Raw genomic sequence first — 19457 nt, 5'->3', positions numbered from 1 at the left:
TCAATACAGCAAGCGAACGACTTCATTTGTCGTTACGATGCTTAAAGGCTGCGCCTCAAGCCTGTTATGCTTCCAATTGTGTTCGAACATAACCAGAAGAGCCTGATTCTGTAAGTACGTCTTATTCAACATAGGCAGCAAATGAGTCGTAGGCTCGCTGAGATATGGAATGTCTGCAAGTGGAAGCTGCTTACCTTGTTCATCTAAGAGTACAAAGGAAGTTTCCGTCTTCTTGATCTCAGCAAATTGCAGCAGTACGACAGGGCGCTTGTCCGAAAGCGGGTTTTTAATCTGATTCTTCACTTGTTTAATGATTTCTGGGAATGACTTGTGAGCTGAAGCACGGATTTTCTGAAAATCTTGTGAGTCGGCTTCGCGGAACATCGCTTCCTCCCAACGAACCCTCGTGTTAAGCTCCCCGGGGTATTGCGCAAGTTCCTTCGCTTCGACGACTTGAAACATAGAATCCTCTTCACGTATGTATTTCGCTGCACGGAATGGCCGATATGTTCTTGTAAAATGGATCTGTCCATTTTGCAGGTCCGACCAGTACCCTTCATCTATGAACTCGCCCCTCGCCTGATCCGTATAGGATCGGAACGACAACTGCAGCAATTCCGAGGACTCGCTGCGAGCGCGACCATACTCCCTCAGTTCTGCAATTTGCCAGGCATGCCCAATCCATTCTTCCAACGTTGATTCCGTATCCATAGGATGATCTGGATTTTCCAATCTGCTGTTGAGGTATTCTCTGCTTTTCTTGATCAATGCTTGCAGTGTGGTAAGCTGCTCAATCACGTTGGTATACACGGTCTCCCGATCTTCCTCTGCTCTTAACTGAAGCGTCAAATCACGAAGTGCCTTTTGGATCCCCGGGATATAATAGTTGCCAAGTTGTTTTGCCTGCTCATCAGCAGTTTGCAGCGCCTTTTTGTCCAGGCTTCCTAGCCCTGACTGTACAAGCTGCAAGATAAGCTTCTCAGCAATGCTGATCCCTTCCAGCTGTGCAGCTATTTTCTTCATTAATGCTGACTTGTTCGTCTTGCGCTTAACTGCTGGAGCATCCGGGTCGACAGGTTCTTTCTTCTTCTCTTCCCGCTTCTCCGCCTTTTCCCTTTTATCCACAATATCTTGTGGCACAGGTGCAGTGATGAACGTCTTGCCTGACGTGTAGGCATACATTAAACCGAGATTATGTTTGCACGGAAACTGACGGCTCGGACAAGAACAGCGGAATACGGGATTCCCCTCTTTCGCCACATCGACCGAACATCGATACGGGTCTTTTCCGCTACCTTTACACTCCCCAAAAATGATCGTTTCGTCCTCCGACTGACAGAGCAGCGGAAAACTATTTTTCTTCACCAAATCCTTGCCATTCTTGATCGCACTGCTGTTAAGCGCCAAACTATCTACATACGACTCCGTTAAATAATTCATCTTGTACCCCTCATAACTTGGTTATACAAACAGTTTCCACACAATTCCTAATTTTTCCTTTTTCATGGGTATGGAATTTCAGTTGCGAATAGAACGAAGGAGTAGAAAAACAAGAAAAACTTGGCCATTAGGCAAGTCTTTCGATTAACAGCCCCCACTGAACAATCTGTAACGATGAAAAAAAACATCGTTACAGCGCGCGACAGACTCGGCGAGCCATCTGTAACGATGAAAAACATCGTTACAGCGCGCGACTGACACGGCAAGCCATCCGTAACGATGAAAAACATCGTTACAGCGCGTGACGGACACGGCAAGCCATCCGTAACGATGAAAAACATCGTTACAGCGCGTGACGGACACGGCGAGCCATCTGTAACGATGAAAAACATCGTTACAGCGTGCGACAGACTCGGCGAGCCATCTGTAACGATGAAAAACATCGTTACAGCGCGCGACGGCCACGGCGAGCCATCTGTAACGATGTAAAACATCGTTACAGGTTGCACACGGCGCGGATATAATGACTTATCTTACCTTTAGAGGGTAACCTCTCTATCGGGGACTTTCAAAGATGAGCGACCATGCCAAGAAGAAGGTTTATTTGCAAATATGGAAGTGGCTTTCGGAATGCCGAAATCGTATACTTTCTGGCGTGTAATATAATCAAAAAAAGAGGAAATCCCCTTTGACTATTTGTACCACCTAAAACCTAAACGTCTAGGAGGTTGAAGCCAAAGAGGAAATCCTCACATATTGCGTTCGTTTAATCCAAAAAAATCCTTTGTTGTCCGCGTCGTTGATTCGGCAACTACCTCAACAGTTATACCAAGGCATGAAGCAACTGTCGTTGCGATGTGTGGTAGAAAAGCTGGCTCATTCCGGCCACCCTGCGGCTTTGAGGGTAAATCCCGCGGTGTAAGGAATGGGGCATCGGTTTCTAGCATTAAACGATCTAGAGGTATATGCTTCACAAGCTCACGCAGGTGTTTACCTCTACGTTCGTCACAGATCCAGCCTGTGATTCCGATATAAAATCCTAGCTGCAGATAGACTTGAAGCTCATGCAGGGACCCTGTAAAACAATGGACCACTACCTTCATTGAGCCAATATAAGGCTTTATTATGCGAACGAAATCATAATGGGCTTCTCGCTCATGTAGGAAAAGCGGCATTTCCAGCTCGCAGGCAAGCTGAATCTGTTCCTCAAACCATTTACGCTGCACATCGCGTGGTGAAAAGTCACGGTTATAATCCAGTCCGCATTCACCAATGGCCACGACTTGAGGCAGCTTCGCTAGTTGACGCAGCTTATCAATGATATGCGTCGTACAATTGCGTGTATCGTGCGGATGAATCCCAGCCGTTGAAAATAATTTCCCCGGAAATTTATTGGAGCAACGCGCAGCTCCCTCGCTGTTTCTCACGCTTGTGCCAGTCAAAAGGAGTGGAGACACTCCCGCTGCTAATGCCTTCGCAACCACCTCGTCGCGGTCCTGATCAAAAGAACGATGCATCAAATTAACTCCAATATCAATGAGTTGATTATCCATCTACCTGTCCTTCCTTTTCGTCCCCATAAACGCTGCAAAACTCAGCAGGAACTATGTCTGCAAGCCATACTTCATTGCCCGCGTAGTAGAAGACTACTCCAGCTTGGGAAGCCTTCTCCGTATCAATGGCTAAAATAACTAATTTCCCTCTTCGTTGACCAGCAAGAATTGCAAAATGGAGCCCTTCGGACAAATGGACATATTGACGCTTCATGGGACGCAGCCCCTGTTTTAAAATCACAGGGGCAACCTGCACATTCGTGCCATGGTAGAGCACATTAGGAGTCACAGCCATTGGATAGCTGACTTTATCATGGCTATGTCCATATCTGGCCCGAATCCGATCGCCGTTAATTTCAAAACGCTGCTTTTCACAGCGCGCTACAACTTCTTCAATATTGCTCACTCTAATCTCTGACCACTTCGTTTGTACACGAAGAACTTCTATTAAATCAGCAATCGCACATGAACCATCAATAGGATCGATGCTAAGTCCGAACTCTTCTGGTGAGTGCCGAAGTATTTTACTCATAAACTTACTTAATTGGATTTGTACTTTATCAGGTAACATGTCAATCACGTCCTAAAATCTAATTCATATTTGTTATCACATTTCTCAACTAACCAAAAACCCAACCCTCACATCCGCATCCTCTTTCATCCATGACATCGTCTGCCCTTTGTGCAGATCAGACTTCATCGATTTCACCAGCTTCTCGATATTCACGTTTTGCTCGTAATGCCACTGAAGCGCAGCCGATACATACAATTCATTTAACTGGGCAAAAGTAAACCCTTCCGTTTGCTTCGCCGTTACGCGAATCAACTCTTCGCTCAGAAGCTTCCCTATCCCCTTTTGCTCCAAATAGATTTGTCTCAGCTCTAGGTCTGGGAGCTTGATTTCATAAGCACGGTCGAATCTCCCTGCCCGGTTCATAAGTGCCGGATCAATTTGCTCCGGATAATTCGTTGTCCCAATAAGGAATATACCTTCTTTGGAAGTCGCACCATCCAGAATGTTTAAAAAGTACGACCTTGCCCGCTGAGGCATAGCGTCGATATCTTCAATAACAAGAATCATTGGCGCCATTTTAGCTGCAGCTTGAAATACCTCTTGGATAGATTCGCTACCGGTGTTCTCCGTTATTTGCCAATAAGCAACAGGAGCTTTTACGCTGCCGGCAATCGATTTGACGAGCGTTGTTTTTCCATTGCCAGGCTTCCCATAGAGCAGGATGCCTCTTTTGTAAGGAAGCTCATATTCTTTGAAAAAGGCACGATCCTCAGCAAAAAACTGATCGATAGAACGATAAATATCCGTCTTCACTTCATCCTTCATAATGACCTCCGCACGGTCGACCATACGTGTAATTGGAGCCAGTTCTTTTTCCATTCCATGAGGCCCATCCGTGAAAACGGTCACTTGTCGCCGATCCAAGTCTCTTCGCCGCTGCCGAGCGTGTTCTAGAAAATGCAACAGACTCGCATCATCCACAGCAAAAACAAAATCCTCTTCTCCGACGCCATTCATTCGAAAGATAGGTACTCTAGCTAAAGCGATTCCCCAGGACGGGTAAGCAAAAACGTTATTACGCAGTGTACGAAACGTTCGATAAGACGCAGCATCACTTTCCTCATCTATTCCGAATGCACGTGATTCCATATGGTCGAAGATCCTAGTGACGAAATGCACATCACTAGACTCTGTCTTCACATCCTGTTCAAGCAGCTCCCAATACTCTTCTTTCCCATCATCACTCAAATAGGGTTCAAAGTCGTGACCATATTTCTCTTCCAGCACATATTGAATGCGTTCTAATACATAGGCATAGTCCCCATATGCTTTAAGCGAGCCGCTTTCAGACCTAATCGGAGCTGATACAGCTGCGGATTCTTCATTAATTTTCAAGCTTTGTAATTGTTTCATTTGGCACCTTTTACTGCCGCCATAGGTTTGCATTTGGCTACAACTTCTGCCAATCCCGCTCCGACGACACTCTCAATAATTTGATCTACATCTTTGTAAGCCTGAGGCGATTCATCTAGAATCGACTCTAACGATCTTTGGTTTACGACAATTTCCTCATCCGTACCTACTCGCAGGGAAGAAGCAAATTCATTTAGCGTTATCAATCTTTTCGTCGCGCTACGCGAGCGAATTCGTCCTGCTCCATGACAGATGGAATGAAAGTTAGCTTTGCCACCCTGAGCTCCTACCATAATGTAGGAAGCCGTCCCCATTGAACCTGGAATCAATGCAGGGTGACCCGTGTTTAGATAAGGCAGCGGATTGCTTGGATGGCCTGCCGGAAGCGACCTCGTCGCCCCTTTTCGATGAACAAAATAGGGCTGCCCTTCATGCTCTTCCTCCCATGCATAGTTATGCATAAGATCGTACAAGGTGGTCATTTCAAACTTCGACCCAAACACATCTTTGCCAGCCTCCCGAATGGCATACGCAATGAGGTGACGATTTACAACAGCATAATTAAGCGCCGAATACATCAAATTTACATAGGTCTGGGCCGCCGGATGATCTAAAGGTGCAAATAACAGCTTAGGATCAGCCGTCCCTAATCCGTTCATCCTCATCACCTTCAACATATCACTGCTGCAATATTGACTCACAGAGCCACCCCATGCACGCGAGCCCGAGTGAATCATAATGACCACTTGACCATCAAATAGTCCCCATGCTTCAGCCACCTCACGGTTCTCTTCCGCAATCTCTATCGACTGAATCTCCGCAAAATGGTTCCCATTCCCAAGCGTCCCAAGCTGGCGGTGTGACCGATGCCAAACATGGCTCGGAAATCGATTCAATGCATTTTCATCCATCGTAAATTTGCTGCTTTCTACATGTGTAAGCGAAGTCGCCTTCCTAGGCGTGTAGCCATCGGGAATATACTTCTTTGGAAGTCCATGCAGTCCTTTGGTGACGATGTTTTCCAATCGGATGTCCGAGAAATGCCCACGTGCGTGATCTTCAACGGGTAAATACTTCTCGATCGTTTTCACAAGCTTGCGGCGAAGCTTCACATCCTTCAGCTCATCCTTATGCAAATTCGTCATATGTACCCTCATCCCACAGCCAATATCGCTACCAACAATGGATGGAGATACATATCCGTCATTCGTATTCCAAACTGCTGTCGTCCCAATGCAAGTGCCAACTCCCACATGTACGTCAGGCGTATAGCTCATATACACTTGATTAGGAATCTGCAAATTGTTATTGGCCATTTGAAAAACTTGATAATCTAAAGCTTTAAACAACTCAGTTCCTGCGTATACATGCACAACTCCCGATGGGAGCTGGACCTGCTGAATATAATTTTCTTTCATTCGTTTTGTTCCTCTCTATGAACCCCAAACCTCCCTTAGCGCATCTCGGAATAAAGCATCTAATGCTGCTTCTTGTTTTTCGCCAGAGACAGCGATATGTTTGGCAGTTTCTTCAAAATAAGCGATTTGTCGATCTAAATAATCGTTGATTACCGTAATTTTCGGCTCTAAGTCGAATTCGACACCAGCCTTCTTACGCGCCAACAACGTATATACTTCTTGTTTTAATTTCGATTCCAGCAGCATTTGCTCTACCAGCTCTTCAAAATCCATCGGCGGCATACTGCCGCGCTCTTCAATCCACTGGCAAGCCAGTATTGGGCGTAACACATAAAAATACTTTTTGATTTTCACATATTCACCCTGCAAATATTCCCGAAAGTTCCCTTTCGCCATATGCAAGTAGTGATACATACTAGACCGCGGTGAAAAGGTTAGCGGTGACAGCTCGCGGATTTGCTCCGTTACACCGTATTGCTCCATATATTGAATCGGCGACTGAAGCCATTCGAGCAAAGGTGGGTTCGATTTACGAAACAAGTTCAGCGCCTTTTTCAAATCCCAACCGTTGATGTCCAGCTGATCGCTAATCGGACGTTCAATGACATCTCGTTTCTCGAATAGAGATAAGTACCAATCCACAGGTCTTACGTAGATAAATCTCACATCATAATCACTGTCTTTCGATGGAAATCCCCACGCTCTACTACCCGATTCACAGGCATAGAGGATCCGTACACCTTCCTCTTGCTCAATTCTTTTAAGCTCACTATCTATTTTTCCTATATCAAATGTCATGGGACTCACCCTTTCTTCTTATTATGTGGACGCAAAAAAGCCATAGACCAACATCGTCTACGGCTTTATCATGTCAAATTTAAACTAGGCCTACTCAAAGAGTACCTACGTATTCGTCACAAGTCCGGTTGAGACCGATGGAATGATGTGCTTTTCAATTGTCAGGTTATTCATAGAAATTTGATTGCGAATCATATCGTCGGCCTCCTTTCCATTCATTTACAAACATCATACGAGTCAAACCCAAGAACTGTCAATCCGTTGCGGCGGAAAGATTAATTATAATGATCACTATCATAAATATAATCTATTGCAATCAGAAGCTATGACGATCAATTTGGCAAGGATCTGCTGCATAAACCGTCACCTTTTCACTAATAGCGGAACGTCAGTGCTCTATTTGTTCGAATACTGCCCCTTTTAGTGATGAAGCGGAACGAGGATGCTCTATATGCTCCATTTGACAAGTTTCACTATTCATTTTGGACAAATAAGATACTGACTTTCCGCGTCCAAGCATTTTAAGTCATTTTAAGGAAGAATAACGAATCGACGTTCCTTTATTTCCACTATGAAAGTCCCCGTTCCCACCCTCACCATTTCGTCTGAATCAGCACTTGGTTGTAACAATAAACATAACTTATACGATTGTAACTGTAATGGGCATTAGTTGTTTAAGCAGGATTCGAACCTACAGGACATGGCCCCTCACATCCACCATCAGTTCCAACTTACCCAGTTGGCGGGTTGTGCTCACCTTCGGACAAAAGGCTACCAACGTCATAATGAAATAACTTACAACAATTCTGTTTTCCAATTCGCTTCTTGAATGGTCGTGTCTAGTTCGCGAAAAGCTTTCGAGTACAGATCAACCTGCTTTTGCAAAACCACAATAGATACAGTCGAATAAAACTTCACTTCCGATTTGCTGAATCGGTCCTGTCTAATAGCTGCAGCATTTATAACATCTTGAATGATAGATCTCCGAATGGATAATGTATCTCTTTGTGCTAATGCCTCGGCAAGTGTAACCCCAGTGCTCAACGAGACTTGAGAATTCGTCCGATTGATGGCCGTCACTAAAGATTCAAATTCATTTAAAGTGTCGTTCAACTCTTGAAAAAGGTCTGTTGGATTCTCAGGAGGTTGCTCGCCTTCTTGGACTTTGGCGCTGCGTGTTAATCTAGCTTTCAATTGCTCCACACGCTTTTGGCAATCGGCTCTATTCATTAAAGCTTCTGCTAATTTCATTGTTTTCACCTCTCCTATTATTTTCCTAAACGCCTTTAATCGCAACCATCGGCTTACAAATCGCCACCACATCCGCTAACGATGCACCCACAACACTATCAATAATCTGATCCACATCCTTATAGGCTTGCGGACATTCATCAAGGATGGTTTGCAGGGAGCGATGATTAACCAGAATCTCATCATCTGTTCCAACTTTCATCGATTGCGCGAATTGATCAACAGTGACGAGCTCTTTCGTTGCTTTCCGTGATCTTGCTCTGCCCGCACCGTGACAGATGGAGTAGAAGTTTTTCAGCCCTTCTTCTTTCCCAACCATAATGTACGATGAGGTTCCCATAGAACCTGGGATTAATGCCGGATGCCCCGTTTCTTTATAGGCAGCTGAATTCAGGAAATGACCTGGCGGCAGCGCTCTTGTCGCTCCCTTCCGATGAACAAGCATCGGCTGATTGCGGTGAAATTCCTTTAGCGCATAGTTATGCATAAGGTCATATAGAACAGGCAATTCTTCATTCTCGCCAAAAACTTCTCTGAAAGCTTCACGCACACCATAAGCAATCATATGTCGATTACTTACTGCAAAGTTTAGAGCGGAATACATCAGATTTAAGTAGGTTTGCCCTTCATGACTTGCAATTGGCGCATATAAGAGATTCCGATCCGGATTTACGACACCCCAACTGTTCATTACTTCTCTAAAAACCTTGGTGAATTCTTGACCTAACATAGCTCCCCATGCACGAGAACCGGAGTGAATCATGACGACAACCTGACCGTCGAACAAGCCCCATTTTGCTGCCAAATCCTTATGAGCTTCCGCCACTTCTAGATATTGAATCTCTATAAAATGGTTCCCGCCACCAAGCGTCCCAAGCTGCCCGTGGGCATATTTACGAATTTTTGCTGGCAAATTCTCAAGGTAGGCGTGGTCGAACTTAAACGTAGACTCTTCTACATGTGTCAACCACTGTTCGCTCGGTATATATTTCTCAGGAAGTCCCTTTAACCCGTTTTGGACAACATCCATGATATCAATATCTGAATAATTCGTATTTGTGCGCTCATTGGTTGGAACATATTTCTCGATTGCTTTGATTAGCGCCCTGCGAACACCCTTGTCTTGAATATCACGTTTATGCAGGGACGTCGTATGAACACGCATGCCGCAGCCGATATCTACACCAACAATGGAAGGGGAAACGAACCCATCCTTCATGCTCCAAACTGCCGTTGTCCCAATGCAAGTTCCAATTCCGACATGGGCGTCAGGGGTGTAGCTCATATGCACATTGCGCGGAATCCGCAGGTTATTATCTGCCATTTCGAATACTTTGTTCTCAAAAGATTGGAACACATCCGGGTTAGCAAAAACATGAAGATTGCCATGCTCTAGTTCCTTTTCGTAATGATTACCGCCGTGTACAATTGTTTTCATATCCATTTGATTAACCTCCGTTTTTCTTCTAAAGCTATCTTCGCTTATTTGCGTGCGAACGAACATGGTGAAAGTATGACGACAGGTGAAAAGTTTTCCATTTTCTCCATTTCTCTCCCCTGTTACAATGAGATAAGGTTGAAATGAAGAGCGAGGGGTACAAATGGCTAAGGAAAGTTTTGATAAAGAAATTCAATTTCTGCGAATGCTTGTCCTCACAAGCGGGGCGTACAGTCGTCAGCAATTTGCGGAGAGGCTGGGTATCTCGGTACATACCTTTGATAAAACCTTACGCCGGTTAAAAGAAATCGTAGCGACGATGTATCAACAAGCACCGGATACGCAAAGGAAAGAATTCGCCGAGATGCTGCGCTACAGCTATTTCGATTCAAAGGATCCTATGCTGTTGTTCTTATTTCGAGCGAAGTCATTGAAAGAATCCGAAAGTCAGCGAATTTCTACTCTTCTTACCGCTTTGAATGAGCAGGCACTTACCGCTATTGAACTTCTAGACGTATGTTGTAAAGATATCCAAAGCGATTCCTCACTTCCTGATGAGAAAACGATTCGAAACGACTTGAAATATCTCGAAGAAGTCGGTGTCATTAAAAAAGTGCCTGGACCGCGTCCCTATCGTTATCGCATACATAATGATTTAATCCATGAACTTAGTCAGGATGAGCTTCTTGATCTCTATGATTTTGTTGATGTGATGTCGAATACACAGGTACCGTCGGTTCAAGGCTATTTACTGCGAGACGGGCTAAAAAAACAGATGAATCGGACCTCATCGGAAACGGCATCCATAGAGCCATTCCTTTTTAAATATCATTACCACTCACGTATTTTGGATGAAGCGCATCTTTCCATCCTTCTATCAGCCATTCAAAATCGCCGTAAGATCGATTTCCTATACTTTTCGCCCAAAAATTCGCAATCCTATTCATCGAAAAACACAAACCCATTGTTCGAACGTGAAATGGAAGGGAAGCTGCAGAAAACATTACCACTCAAAATTGTCTACGATCACCAATATGGACGATGGTACCTTCTTGCTCATGATTCCCGGCATGGTATCAAGAAATATCGGATGGAAGGCATGACTCAAATTGAGCAAGGCGAGACTGTCGACTTAACCTTATTTGATGAGAAGAAAAGTATATTGGAAGAGAGTATAAAGCATAGTTGGGTCCTTGATACCGGACGACCGGTTATCTTGAGAGTAAGATTTTTTAACCCAGGTGATACGGGGCCGAATTTCATTAAAGATCGTGTCCTTCTTCAAGGACAGTGGGGAGAGATCACGGAAGAACAGATCGATTCGTTTATTTTCGAAATTAAGGTGAATGGAACTACGGAAATTAAGCCTTGGATTAGAAGCTTCGGATCTAGCTGCGAAGTGCTTGAACCGATCTATTTTCGGAATGAGATGATCGCGGAGTGGAAGGAGCTTGAGGCGTATTATGAACCTGTTCGAGAAAATATTTAACTATCAAATGATTACGCGGCTAGAAAACTCGGGCACTTTCATGATCACCTCACAGGAAAGGTCATGGCTCAAAACTATGCTTAACCATCCCTCTGCATCCTATGCTTTCACACCGGAAACACTGGAAAAACTTGAATTTGTGCTAGTTGATGAGAAGACCTTGGATTTTTCTGATGCCTTTATTGAGAAAGCTCGAAGTAAGGAGAGGCTAGTCTATCACCCGATGCTTCGCGCATTACGTCGATTCATTACGAGTCAAGCCGCTATCCAACTTACTTACAGAGTGAAGGATGATCGGATTTTTACCAATGAAATGGCCTTTCCCTATAAGCTTGAGTATTCCTTGGTGAAAAAAGAATGGTACTTGCTCTGGTATCACATCAGACATCGAGCAATGATGAGTACGAAACTCGAAAAAATTGAATCGATCAAAGAGTTGTCCATTTCTCCTGAGCGAGTCGCCCAAATTGGTTCAGACATAGAGAAACTGCTCCAAAAACGTCTGATTCATGCAACGATTGAGGTTATAAAGGAGTACAATCGAGAATTGTCGCGGATTTTATATGCCTTCTCTTGCTTTGAGAAGCAAGTTGATTACGATGATATTCAAGAAACGTATACAATCCGATTAACCTTTCAAAATAATGAAGCCGAATATGTCCTGAGCAAACTTCGCTTCTTGGGTAAGCGGATACGCGTTAGCCAAGGCGAGCACTTGCAAAGGAGAATGCTTGAATCGGCCAAAAAAGCTTTGGCTAGGTATGGGGAGTTATAGTCCAACCCACTATACACGATTGGATTCATTCATTCCTGTGTATAATTTATTCCATTTATTTCAATAATACAGAAAATTGAAACTGTAATGTAATGGTGGGGTTAAATGGTCATTTCCTTATATTTGTTCTTTTGCTGGTTACTATTCGGAATTCTAGCTACATTAGCCAAAAAATCGTCTCATAGACATCTCGCCTTTGTGTTTTTATTCATAGATTTCGTGAATACCAGCATTGCGTATCTGCTTGCGGAACCCATCAAATTTTATCAGATATCGAAAAATCCTTTACTTTACGTTTCATTTTCGTTGTATCAAAGCTTGGTTATCCCTGCAATGATTGTGATCCTTGTTCATGCCTACATTCATTTTACAAAAACGGCGTTTTTTTTAACTTCGCTAGTTACTCTTCTTGCCTTTGAATTCATAGGTCGTTCTTTGAGCTTGTTTACATACGACGGAATGTGGCATTTGGCTGTTTTATTCGGGTACCGATTGTTTTTGTTGTACCTTACAATCCTTGCCTTAAAATGTTTCAGAAGGATGTGTACCTATTAGCATGAGAAGTTTTATGCCATTTGATGAACGCGCATTCGATATGAATGACTACTTTGTGCTTATATGCATTGTTTTCGCATATGGATTTATTTACTTCATGCCGAAACGATTCCCCCTATCTGTTACTTTATTATTATTGCTTTTCAGCTCCACGCTTGCCAGTATGTTGGATAATTCAATTGGCGGCCATATTTTTGATCTTTATGATATTATGGACGGACCTGCGTATTCAATCATGGATTTTGTTGTATATTTTATGTATGCTCCGTTTGGATATATATTTATGTATTTTTATGATCTATTTCGATTAAAAGGAATACTAGCCGTCGGATATATCGCGTTGTTTTCATTACTTTCCGCTGGGTTTGAATGGGTATGTTTAAAGGCGGGAGTGTTTACTTATAAAGATTCCTACCTCATCTATTATTCCTTCCCCATCTATTTATTTTCACAATCAGCCCTTGTGTTATTTTATAAATTTATCACGGATCAACAGAAAAATGTGCAACATTCATCTCTCGGTAACGACCCGGAGTAACCCCTTCCTCCTTGTTGAAATTTCGTATCCCGCACCTATTCTCTCAATTCCACCCGCGCCAATTGGGATTGAACCATCATCTTATCGTAATGATCCGGATCATTCTTCTTCGAAGTCAGTAAAGTACCCAGAATCCCTCCAAGGAATCCAAGCGGTATAGAAACAATTCCTGGATTATTCAAAGGGAACAGCGCTTCACGACGAATCCAACCAGACGATGGATCCATTACATTGGGACTTAGAATCACAAACAAGATCGAAGTGATAAGTCCCGTTAACAGCCCGATTATGGCACCAGTTGAATTGAATCGGCGCCAGTACAGCGTTAGCAGCAGTAAGGGCAAGTTCGCGGAAGCGGCTACCGCAAAAGCCAGCGAGACTAGGAATGCCACGTTTAACCGCTGAGCACCTAAAGCAAGTACGATAGACAATACGCCGATCACTACAGCCGAACATTTGGCAACCAGCATCTGCTGGGCCTCTGTTGCTTTTCCCTTTTTCAGTATACTGCTGTAGATATCATGCGAAAAAGCGGACGTTGCCGCCAGCACCAACCCAGAAACAACAGCCAGAATGGTGGCAAAAGCAACCGCTGAAATGAACGCCATCCAAAACTCGCCGCCAAGCGCCTTTGCGAGTAAAGGTGCCGCCATATTGTCCTCACCCAATAATAAAGTTCGATCAACGAAGGCTGCAGCACCAAAACCAAGAAAGATGGTCATCACATAAAAAGCACCGATTAGCCAAGTTGCATGAATGACGGAAGACCTGACGGTCTGCGCCTCCTTGACTGTATAGAATCTGGAGACGATGTGCGGCAGCCCTGCTGTCCCCAATACCAAAGCCAGATTAAAGGAAAGCGTATCCAAGGGTCCCGAGAAAAAATTCCCAGGCTGTACAAATTTCTCCTTTAACGGAGTTGCTTGCGAAACATACACATACAGATCAAATAGATTCCAGTTAAATCTGGCAAGTACCATCAGGCTGATCATAAAAGTACTGCACACGAGTAAAATAGCCTTGATGATTTGCACCCAAGAAGTGGCAAGCATACCACCGAAAGCTACATAAATGGTCATCAAGCTGCCGACTACAAGGATTGCTGAGGAATATTCCACCCCTAGCAGTAAATGGATGATACCCCCTGCCCCAACCAACTGAGCAATCATATAAAAGATCGTGATCAAAATATTGTTAATCGCCATCCAACCTCTAAGATTCTTCTCTTGAAACCTCACTGCGATCGCGTCTGCCATCGTAAAACGTCCCAGATTATGCAGCGGTTCTGCGATTATATAGAGAACAATCACGTAGGATGCTAGAAAACCTATTGAATAGAAAAAACCATCAAAGCCATATATGGCAATGGTCCCCGTAATACCAAGAAAAGAAGCGGCACTCATATAATCACCGGAAATGGCCAGCCCGTTTTGCAAGCCAGTGAGTCGATTTCCAGCCACGTAAAAGTCATTCGTATTCATTGTACGTTTAGCAGAATGGTACGTAATAACCAGTGTTCCAATCACTACGGCCACAAAAAAGATAAACGCGAAAAAATTCATAATGACCCGATCCCTTCCTAGGGTGCTCTTTATTTATTACTAAAAGAATAGCATATTTAAGCCCACAAAAAAGCAAAAACATGCAGCAAGCCTTAGGAAAGGCTGACTGCATGTTTCTTGGCGTTCAAAAGAATGGGCTGCTTACATACCCGTATTTGCTTTTACATTAATTTCCGTATATTTGACATCATCTCTTTGTGTGGAAAGCATTGTTCCGATATAGGCTCCCAGGAATCCAAGCGGAATGGAGATAATACCAGGATTGGCCAAATTAATAAGCGGATTGCCCACCAGAATAGCCTTTCCTGCCTCTCCCCAAATATTTGGGCCCACGGCAACAAGTAGGATACAGCTTAATAGTCCACTTAACATACCGACAATCGCGCCAGTCGTGTTAAACCTTTTCCAGTAGACGGTGAAGAGAATGACTGGCAAATTGGCGCTTGCCGCAACAGCGAAGGCAATGGATACCAAGAAAGCTACATTGAGCTTTTGAGCAAACAGTGCCAAGATAATCGAGAGCAAGGCTACACCAATCGAAGCGAAACGGGCTATTCTCAATTCTTCCTTATCCGTCGCTTTGCCTTTACGAACGATTTGTCCGTAAAAATCATGGGAGAAGGCCGAAGCAGCAGAAAGCACCAATCCGGTAACTACCGCTAATATCGTGGCAAAAGCAACCGCGGAAATAAAAGCAAATAAGAAGTCCCCGCCTAGTGCTTTGGCCAAAAGCGGCGCAGCCATATTTCCACCTTTATCTATCGCTGTAATATCTTTTGCGCCAACAAATGCTGCAGCTCCAAAGCCAAGGAATAAGGTCATGACATAGAAAATACCGATGACCCATGTTGCCGAGACGACAGAACTTCTTGCCGTAGCCGCATTTTTTACTGTATAAAAGCGAGTAAGAATATGCGGTAATCCGGCAGTTCCGAGCACCAGTGCAAGGTTGAGGGAGAGCGTTTCAACCGGAATCTTATATTTGTTGCCAGGATTTAAAAACGCCTCTTTCAAGGGTGTTGCTGTTTTCAATTGGGTAAACATTTCGGAAATACTGAAATTAAACTTAGCTAGAACGATAAGTGACAGGATCAGCGTCCCACCCATCAGAAGAACAGCTTTTGTAATTTGCACCCAACTCGTGGCCCGCATTCCGCCAAATACCACATAGATGGTCATCAGGATGCCCACAATTAATACAGAGGTATAGTAATTAAAGCCGAATAACAGTTTGATCAAAGCACCCGCACCAACAAGCTGTGCGATCATATAGAAAATGGAAATGGTGATCGTGTTTAATGCGGCAACCCCACGAACATTCTGATTAGCAAATCGAGCCGCGATCATATCCGCCATCGTATATTTCCCTAAATTCCGAAGCGGTTCCGCCACTAAATAAAGAACGACAAGATAAGCAACTAGAAAACCCAGACTGTAGAAGAATCCATCAAATCCAGTCAAGGCAATCGTCCCTGCGATTCCCAAGAACGAGGCTGCCGACATATAATCTCCGGCAATGGCAAGCCCGTTCTGCCATCCCGTTAATCCTCCGCCACCCGTATAGAACTCATTCGAACTATCGGTTTTCTTAGCTGCATAATACGTAATTATCATCGTTAATAAAATAATGCAAAGAAATAGAATGACGGCAGTTGGACTCATGACGGATTACCTCCAATTTCCGATTTTATTTCTTCAACTTGTCGGTCGAATTCCTTGGATTTCCTGGAGTAAATGATACAGAGTGCCCAAGTCATCAGAAACTGGGCAAATGCGTACACCCATGCCCACGAAATAGGGCCGATTGCCGGATTATTCAATACTTTGGTGTAAGAGGTTAAGATGGGTAGAGTAAAGTAAAAAAGGAGGAAAAAAACTGTCATTGGAATGATGAATCGTTTTTTGTTGCCGATTAATTTCTTGAATTTTTCTGACTGTGCCACTTCCCCATATTGAACAGGCTTGCCGTTTGACATTTGCTTCGTCCCTCCCGATGTAAGCGTCTTCAAATTGATTATATGCGATTTTTTGCCCTCTGTATCGAGACTGTCGCGAATCGTCATATTCCCCGCCTGAATTGCCTAATAAGGAGCTTTAAACGGTTTCATTTTCATTTGAGCAGCCTAAACAGCTCTTTGGCCATCTCCCGCGAAACGGGTAATTGCGTTCTTTTTTCATTTTTCAAAATCAAATTAAAAGCGCCATTGAACCATGGAACTAATTCATCGATACCATTTAAATTAACCAAATAACTGCGATGAGGACGAAAAAAAGGTAGTTCCCCGAGCTTATTTTCCAATTCCTGCAGGCTCATTTTGGACATATAAATCTGGTTGGAATACGTATAGATATGGATGCTTTTCTCTTCCCTCTCGGCATAAAGGATGGTCTCAGGATCAAGCAGGACATGCTTTTCCCCATCTATGATCAATAGCTTATTCCAGTTCCTTGCTTTGGAGGAAAATTGCATTTTGCTGGGCAGTGATGTCGTTAGTGGGCTATTGGAAAGCTTGCTGCGAATCCGTGCCAGTGATTCCTTTAGACGCTCATGACTATAAGGTTTAAGTAAATAATCAACAGCATTCAACCCGAACGCTTCAACCGCATGATCATCGTGGGCCGTTGTGAATACAATTAGGGGTACTTGTGCAGCAGTTTTCAGCATACGGGCGGCTTGCATGCCATCTAATTCCGGCATTTGAATGTCCAAAAATATAGCGTCTGGCTCCCATTCATTTACAAGCTCTAATAACTCCTTACCGTTGGAGGCATGCGGCATCAGCTCTATATCCTCTTCCATCTCCAACAGGTAGACCAGCTCTTTACGGGCTAACCACTCATCTTCAGCAATCATGACCTTCATGGTTCTCACCTACGTATCCCCTCCTCTCGGTACTTGTCCCAGGAATGTTAAATGAAAATCTACATCCGCCATTTACATTATTTTCGATAAAAAGTCGAGACTCCTCGCCAAACAAGCCGATCAGCCGTTGATTGACATTGTAAACACCAATCCCGTTCCCCTCGCTGCTATTAACCGGCTCATTGCCTAGTTGCTCTAGCAATTCAGGAGGTATGCCGCTTCCGTTATCTTCGATTGATATTTGTAAAGTATCCTTATGGTTCAACACTTCTATTCGGATTCGCCCCCCGTGATTCCTATCTTTCAATCCATGTTTGATACAATTCTCAACCAATGGCTGCAGCGTAACGGGAGGAATCATAGCTATTAGCAAATCAGAGTCCAACTGAACTTCCATCGTGATCTGATCCTTAAATCGAATCTGGATAATTTCCAAATACGAGCTAAGATGCATGATTTCCTGTTGGATCGAAATCGTATGAGACGCAATAAGCTTGATGTTAAGCCTCATGTAAGTACTAAGCTGCATGGTAATATGCCTTGCCATATCAGGTTCAATTCGAATCAGGGAGATAATGGAGTTCAACGTATTGAATAAAAAATGAGGATTGATTTGCGACTGCAGGATCCTTAGTTCGGATTCCTTCATTAATGCCTCCATACTCTCATGCATAGCTACACTAAGTTGATAAGACAATAGTTTGCCTAATCCTTCTGCAAGTACGATCTCAACCGAACGAATTTCCTGTGGTTTCTTAAAATATAGCTTGATCAAACCGGCAACTTGTCCAGCCTGCTTGATCGGAACTATGATCGCAGCTCTAAGCAATCTATGATTCGGTTGGATATCCTCGTGGTTAAGAGCGATTTGCAACTTGCCTGTGCCAATGGCCTGCCTCGAAAGCTCAGAGCGAATCGGTTCACCTGGTATGAGAATCATATCACCAAGCCCCGCGTGGGCAAGAATGTTCTCCGTATCGGTAATAGCAACCGCAGCTGTCTTATGCTCCCTTAGAAGTAACCTAGCGATCGCATCTGCCGATTGATAAGTTAGTCCCTGCTTCAGATGAGGCAGCGCAGCTTCTGCAATATGCAGGGCTCGCTGAGTTTCATAAGCAACCGCGCGTTCCTCTTCCCGGAATACAACACGCAGCATGGTTGTGAAAATCGCGATGGAGATGCTGTTCGTGAGCACCATCGGAATTCCGATCAAGTCCACAAGTTCAATCGCTATCTTAGATGGCACTGATACAATAAGGATAATTCCCATCTGCACGATGGGCGCGAACATGCCGATAAAAATGGCTTTAGCCGGAGAAATGACCCGTTCCTGCAAGAAGAATCTCGCCACTCCGCCTGCTAATAATCCGGTCAGAGGAGCGGCGATTCCACCCGCAAAACCTGTAAATCCACTCATCACATATAAGTGGCTTCCAGTAATTAAACCTGCACCGATCCCCACAATAGGACCTCCCATTAAACCTCCGATGACAACGCCAACCAGAGCGGAATGGGCTAATGCTTGATTGGCTTGCAGAGGAAAGATCCAAAAGGAAGACGAGATAACTCCGCCCTCGATCACCACACCTGCATAGGTGCCAAGAATGCCGAACAAGCCAAATAAACAGATGAAATATATGGTATTCATAACGGACATTTTTCTGTCCAGCAGTTGACGAACGATAGGAATTCGCGTCAGGATAAACGTTACGATCAACAGAATACCCATACGCTCAAAAAGCAGAAGTGCGAGCGCTTCCATATTACCCCTCCTGCTGTATATTATAGCATAGCATTTCTATGTGTTATCCATTAATAGACCTAAATGAATAGCAGTCGTAGGCTCACAT

The 19457-nt window shown here is 43.9% G+C and carries 17 protein-coding genes; 3 read left to right on the top strand and 14 right to left on the bottom strand.

The genetic code is table 11. The features are described from left to right. The 9 genes from ASD40_RS31950 to ASD40_RS31910 form a co-directional block, all read right to left on the bottom strand. Nucleotides 1-1440 carry a hypothetical protein gene (locus ASD40_RS31950; protein WP_057307186.1) on the bottom strand — a complete coding sequence of 480 codons (1440 nt, stop codon included), beginning with the start codon at nt 1438-1440 and terminating at the stop codon, nt 1-3. Between the two features lie 62 nt (nt 1441-1502). Continuing rightward, nucleotides 1503-1934: a hypothetical protein gene (locus ASD40_RS38900; RefSeq protein WP_156390255.1), complete on the bottom strand. Its 432-nt coding sequence runs from the start codon at nt 1932-1934 to the stop codon at nt 1503-1505. A gap of 255 nt (nt 1935-2189) precedes the next feature. Then, on the bottom strand, nt 2190-2993 hold the full coding sequence (locus ASD40_RS31940; RefSeq protein WP_057307184.1) for a TatD family hydrolase: 804 nt from the start codon (nt 2991-2993) through the stop codon (nt 2190-2192). Then, a complete protein-coding gene (locus ASD40_RS31935) occupies nt 2986-3564 on the bottom strand; it encodes an RNA 2'-phosphotransferase (RefSeq protein ID WP_057307183.1) in 579 nt (192 codons plus the stop codon). The genes ASD40_RS31940 and ASD40_RS31935 overlap by 8 nt, the downstream gene beginning before the upstream one ends. Nucleotides 3565-3609: 45 nt before the next feature. Next, complete coding sequence (locus ASD40_RS31930; RefSeq protein WP_057307182.1) at nt 3610-4920, bottom strand: AAA family ATPase; 1311 nt, start codon at nt 4918-4920, stop codon at nt 3610-3612. Continuing rightward, nucleotides 4917-6338: an RtcB family protein gene (locus tag ASD40_RS31925; RefSeq protein WP_057307181.1), complete on the bottom strand. Its 1422-nt coding sequence runs from the start codon at nt 6336-6338 to the stop codon at nt 4917-4919. Before ASD40_RS31925 ends, ASD40_RS31930 begins: the two co-directional genes overlap by 4 nt. Nucleotides 6339-6353: 15 nt before the next feature. Further along, nucleotides 6354-7136 carry a nucleotidyltransferase domain-containing protein gene (locus ASD40_RS31920; RefSeq protein ID WP_057307180.1) on the bottom strand — a complete coding sequence of 261 codons (783 nt, stop codon included), beginning with the start codon at nt 7134-7136 and terminating at the stop codon, nt 6354-6356. A gap of 795 nt (nt 7137-7931) precedes the next feature. Beyond that, on the bottom strand, nt 7932-8387 hold the full coding sequence (locus ASD40_RS31915; RefSeq protein WP_057307179.1) for a DIP1984 family protein: 456 nt from the start codon (nt 8385-8387) through the stop codon (nt 7932-7934). Nucleotides 8388-8412: 25 nt separating this feature from the next. Continuing rightward, nucleotides 8413-9825, bottom strand: a complete 1413-nt coding sequence (locus tag ASD40_RS31910) for an RtcB family protein (RefSeq protein WP_057307450.1) — start codon at nt 9823-9825, stop codon at nt 8413-8415. A gap of 163 nt (nt 9826-9988) precedes the next feature. Between ASD40_RS31910 and ASD40_RS31905 the strand changes: the two genes are divergently transcribed. The 3 genes from ASD40_RS31905 (at nt 9989) to ASD40_RS31890 (ending at nt 13182) form a co-directional block, all read left to right on the top strand. After that, nucleotides 9989-11314 carry a helix-turn-helix transcriptional regulator gene (locus tag ASD40_RS31905; protein ID WP_057307178.1) on the top strand — a complete coding sequence of 442 codons (1326 nt, stop codon included), beginning with the start codon at nt 9989-9991 and terminating at the stop codon, nt 11312-11314. Then, entirely contained in the window at nt 11289-12089 is an 801-nt protein-coding gene (locus tag ASD40_RS31900; RefSeq protein ID WP_057307177.1) for a WYL domain-containing protein, read from the top strand. Before ASD40_RS31905 ends, ASD40_RS31900 begins: the two co-directional genes overlap by 26 nt. A 556-nt stretch (nt 12090-12645) precedes the next feature. Continuing rightward, the gene (locus ASD40_RS31890) at nt 12646-13182 is read left to right on the top strand and encodes a hypothetical protein (protein WP_057307175.1); all 537 of its coding nucleotides are present in this window, start codon (nt 12646-12648) and stop codon (nt 13180-13182) included. 35 nt (nt 13183-13217) lie between these two features. Here ASD40_RS31890 and ASD40_RS31885 read toward each other — a convergent pair whose 3' ends face one another. The 5 genes from ASD40_RS31885 to ASD40_RS31865 all read right to left on the bottom strand — a co-directional run bounded on the left by ASD40_RS31885 (nt 13218) and on the right by ASD40_RS31865 (nt 19369). Next, entirely contained in the window at nt 13218-14744 is a 1527-nt protein-coding gene (locus tag ASD40_RS31885) for a solute symporter family protein (RefSeq protein ID WP_057307174.1), read from the bottom strand. 141 nt (nt 14745-14885) lie between these two features. Then, entirely contained in the window at nt 14886-16406 is a 1521-nt protein-coding gene (locus tag ASD40_RS31880) for a solute symporter family protein (protein WP_057307173.1), read from the bottom strand. Next, entirely contained in the window at nt 16403-16720 is a 318-nt protein-coding gene (locus ASD40_RS31875) for a DUF485 domain-containing protein (RefSeq protein WP_057307449.1), read from the bottom strand. Before ASD40_RS31875 ends, ASD40_RS31880 begins: the two co-directional genes overlap by 4 nt. Before the next feature lie 134 nt (nt 16721-16854). Then, nucleotides 16855-17607, bottom strand: a complete 753-nt coding sequence (locus ASD40_RS31870) for a LytR/AlgR family response regulator transcription factor (RefSeq protein WP_057307448.1) — start codon at nt 17605-17607, stop codon at nt 16855-16857. Further along, nucleotides 17588-19369: a LytS/YhcK type 5TM receptor domain-containing protein gene (locus tag ASD40_RS31865; RefSeq protein ID WP_057307172.1), complete on the bottom strand. Its 1782-nt coding sequence runs from the start codon at nt 19367-19369 to the stop codon at nt 17588-17590. The genes ASD40_RS31870 and ASD40_RS31865 overlap by 20 nt, the downstream gene beginning before the upstream one ends. Between the last annotated feature and the right edge of the window lie 88 nt (nt 19370-19457).

This window comes from Paenibacillus sp. Root444D2 (assembly GCF_001426375.1).
Lineage (GTDB): Bacteria > Bacillota > Bacilli > Paenibacillales > NBRC-103111 > Paenibacillus_E.
This window is presented reverse-complemented; position numbering and strand designations above follow the sequence as displayed.

Excerpts from the sequence above, each read along its gene's own strand:
- ASD40_RS31950 (WP_057307186.1), bottom strand. The coding sequence starts at position 1,440 with ATGAATTATTTAACGGAGTCGTATGTAGATAGTTTGGCGCTTAACAGC.
- ASD40_RS38900 (WP_156390255.1), bottom strand. The coding sequence starts at position 1,934 with ATGTTTTACATCGTTACAGATGGCTCGCCGTGGCCGTCGCGCGCTGTA.
- ASD40_RS31940 (WP_057307184.1), bottom strand. The coding sequence starts at position 2,993 with ATGGATAATCAACTCATTGATATTGGAGTTAATTTGATGCATCGTTCT.
- ASD40_RS31935 (WP_057307183.1), bottom strand. The coding sequence starts at position 3,564 with ATGTTACCTGATAAAGTACAAATCCAATTAAGTAAGTTTATGAGTAAA.
- ASD40_RS31930 (WP_057307182.1), bottom strand. The coding sequence starts at position 4,920 with ATGAAACAATTACAAAGCTTGAAAATTAATGAAGAATCCGCAGCTGTA.
- ASD40_RS31925 (WP_057307181.1), bottom strand. The coding sequence starts at position 6,338 with ATGAAAGAAAATTATATTCAGCAGGTCCAGCTCCCATCGGGAGTTGTG.
- ASD40_RS31920 (WP_057307180.1), bottom strand. The coding sequence starts at position 7,136 with ATGACATTTGATATAGGAAAAATAGATAGTGAGCTTAAAAGAATTGAG.
- ASD40_RS31915 (WP_057307179.1), bottom strand. The coding sequence starts at position 8,387 with ATGAAATTAGCAGAAGCTTTAATGAATAGAGCCGATTGCCAAAAGCGT.
- ASD40_RS31910 (WP_057307450.1), bottom strand. The coding sequence starts at position 9,825 with ATGAAAACAATTGTACACGGCGGTAATCATTACGAAAAGGAACTAGAG.
- ASD40_RS31905 (WP_057307178.1), top strand. The coding sequence starts at position 9,989 with ATGGCTAAGGAAAGTTTTGATAAAGAAATTCAATTTCTGCGAATGCTT.
- ASD40_RS31900 (WP_057307177.1), top strand. The coding sequence starts at position 11,289 with ATGAACCTGTTCGAGAAAATATTTAACTATCAAATGATTACGCGGCTA.
- ASD40_RS31890 (WP_057307175.1), top strand. The coding sequence starts at position 12,646 with ATGAGAAGTTTTATGCCATTTGATGAACGCGCATTCGATATGAATGAC.
- ASD40_RS31885 (WP_057307174.1), bottom strand. The coding sequence starts at position 14,744 with ATGAATTTTTTCGCGTTTATCTTTTTTGTGGCCGTAGTGATTGGAACA.
- ASD40_RS31880 (WP_057307173.1), bottom strand. The coding sequence starts at position 16,406 with ATGAGTCCAACTGCCGTCATTCTATTTCTTTGCATTATTTTATTAACG.
- ASD40_RS31875 (WP_057307449.1), bottom strand. The coding sequence starts at position 16,720 with ATGTCAAACGGCAAGCCTGTTCAATATGGGGAAGTGGCACAGTCAGAA.
- ASD40_RS31870 (WP_057307448.1), bottom strand. The coding sequence starts at position 17,607 with ATGAAGGTCATGATTGCTGAAGATGAGTGGTTAGCCCGTAAAGAGCTG.
- ASD40_RS31865 (WP_057307172.1), bottom strand. The coding sequence starts at position 19,369 with ATGGAAGCGCTCGCACTTCTGCTTTTTGAGCGTATGGGTATTCTGTTG.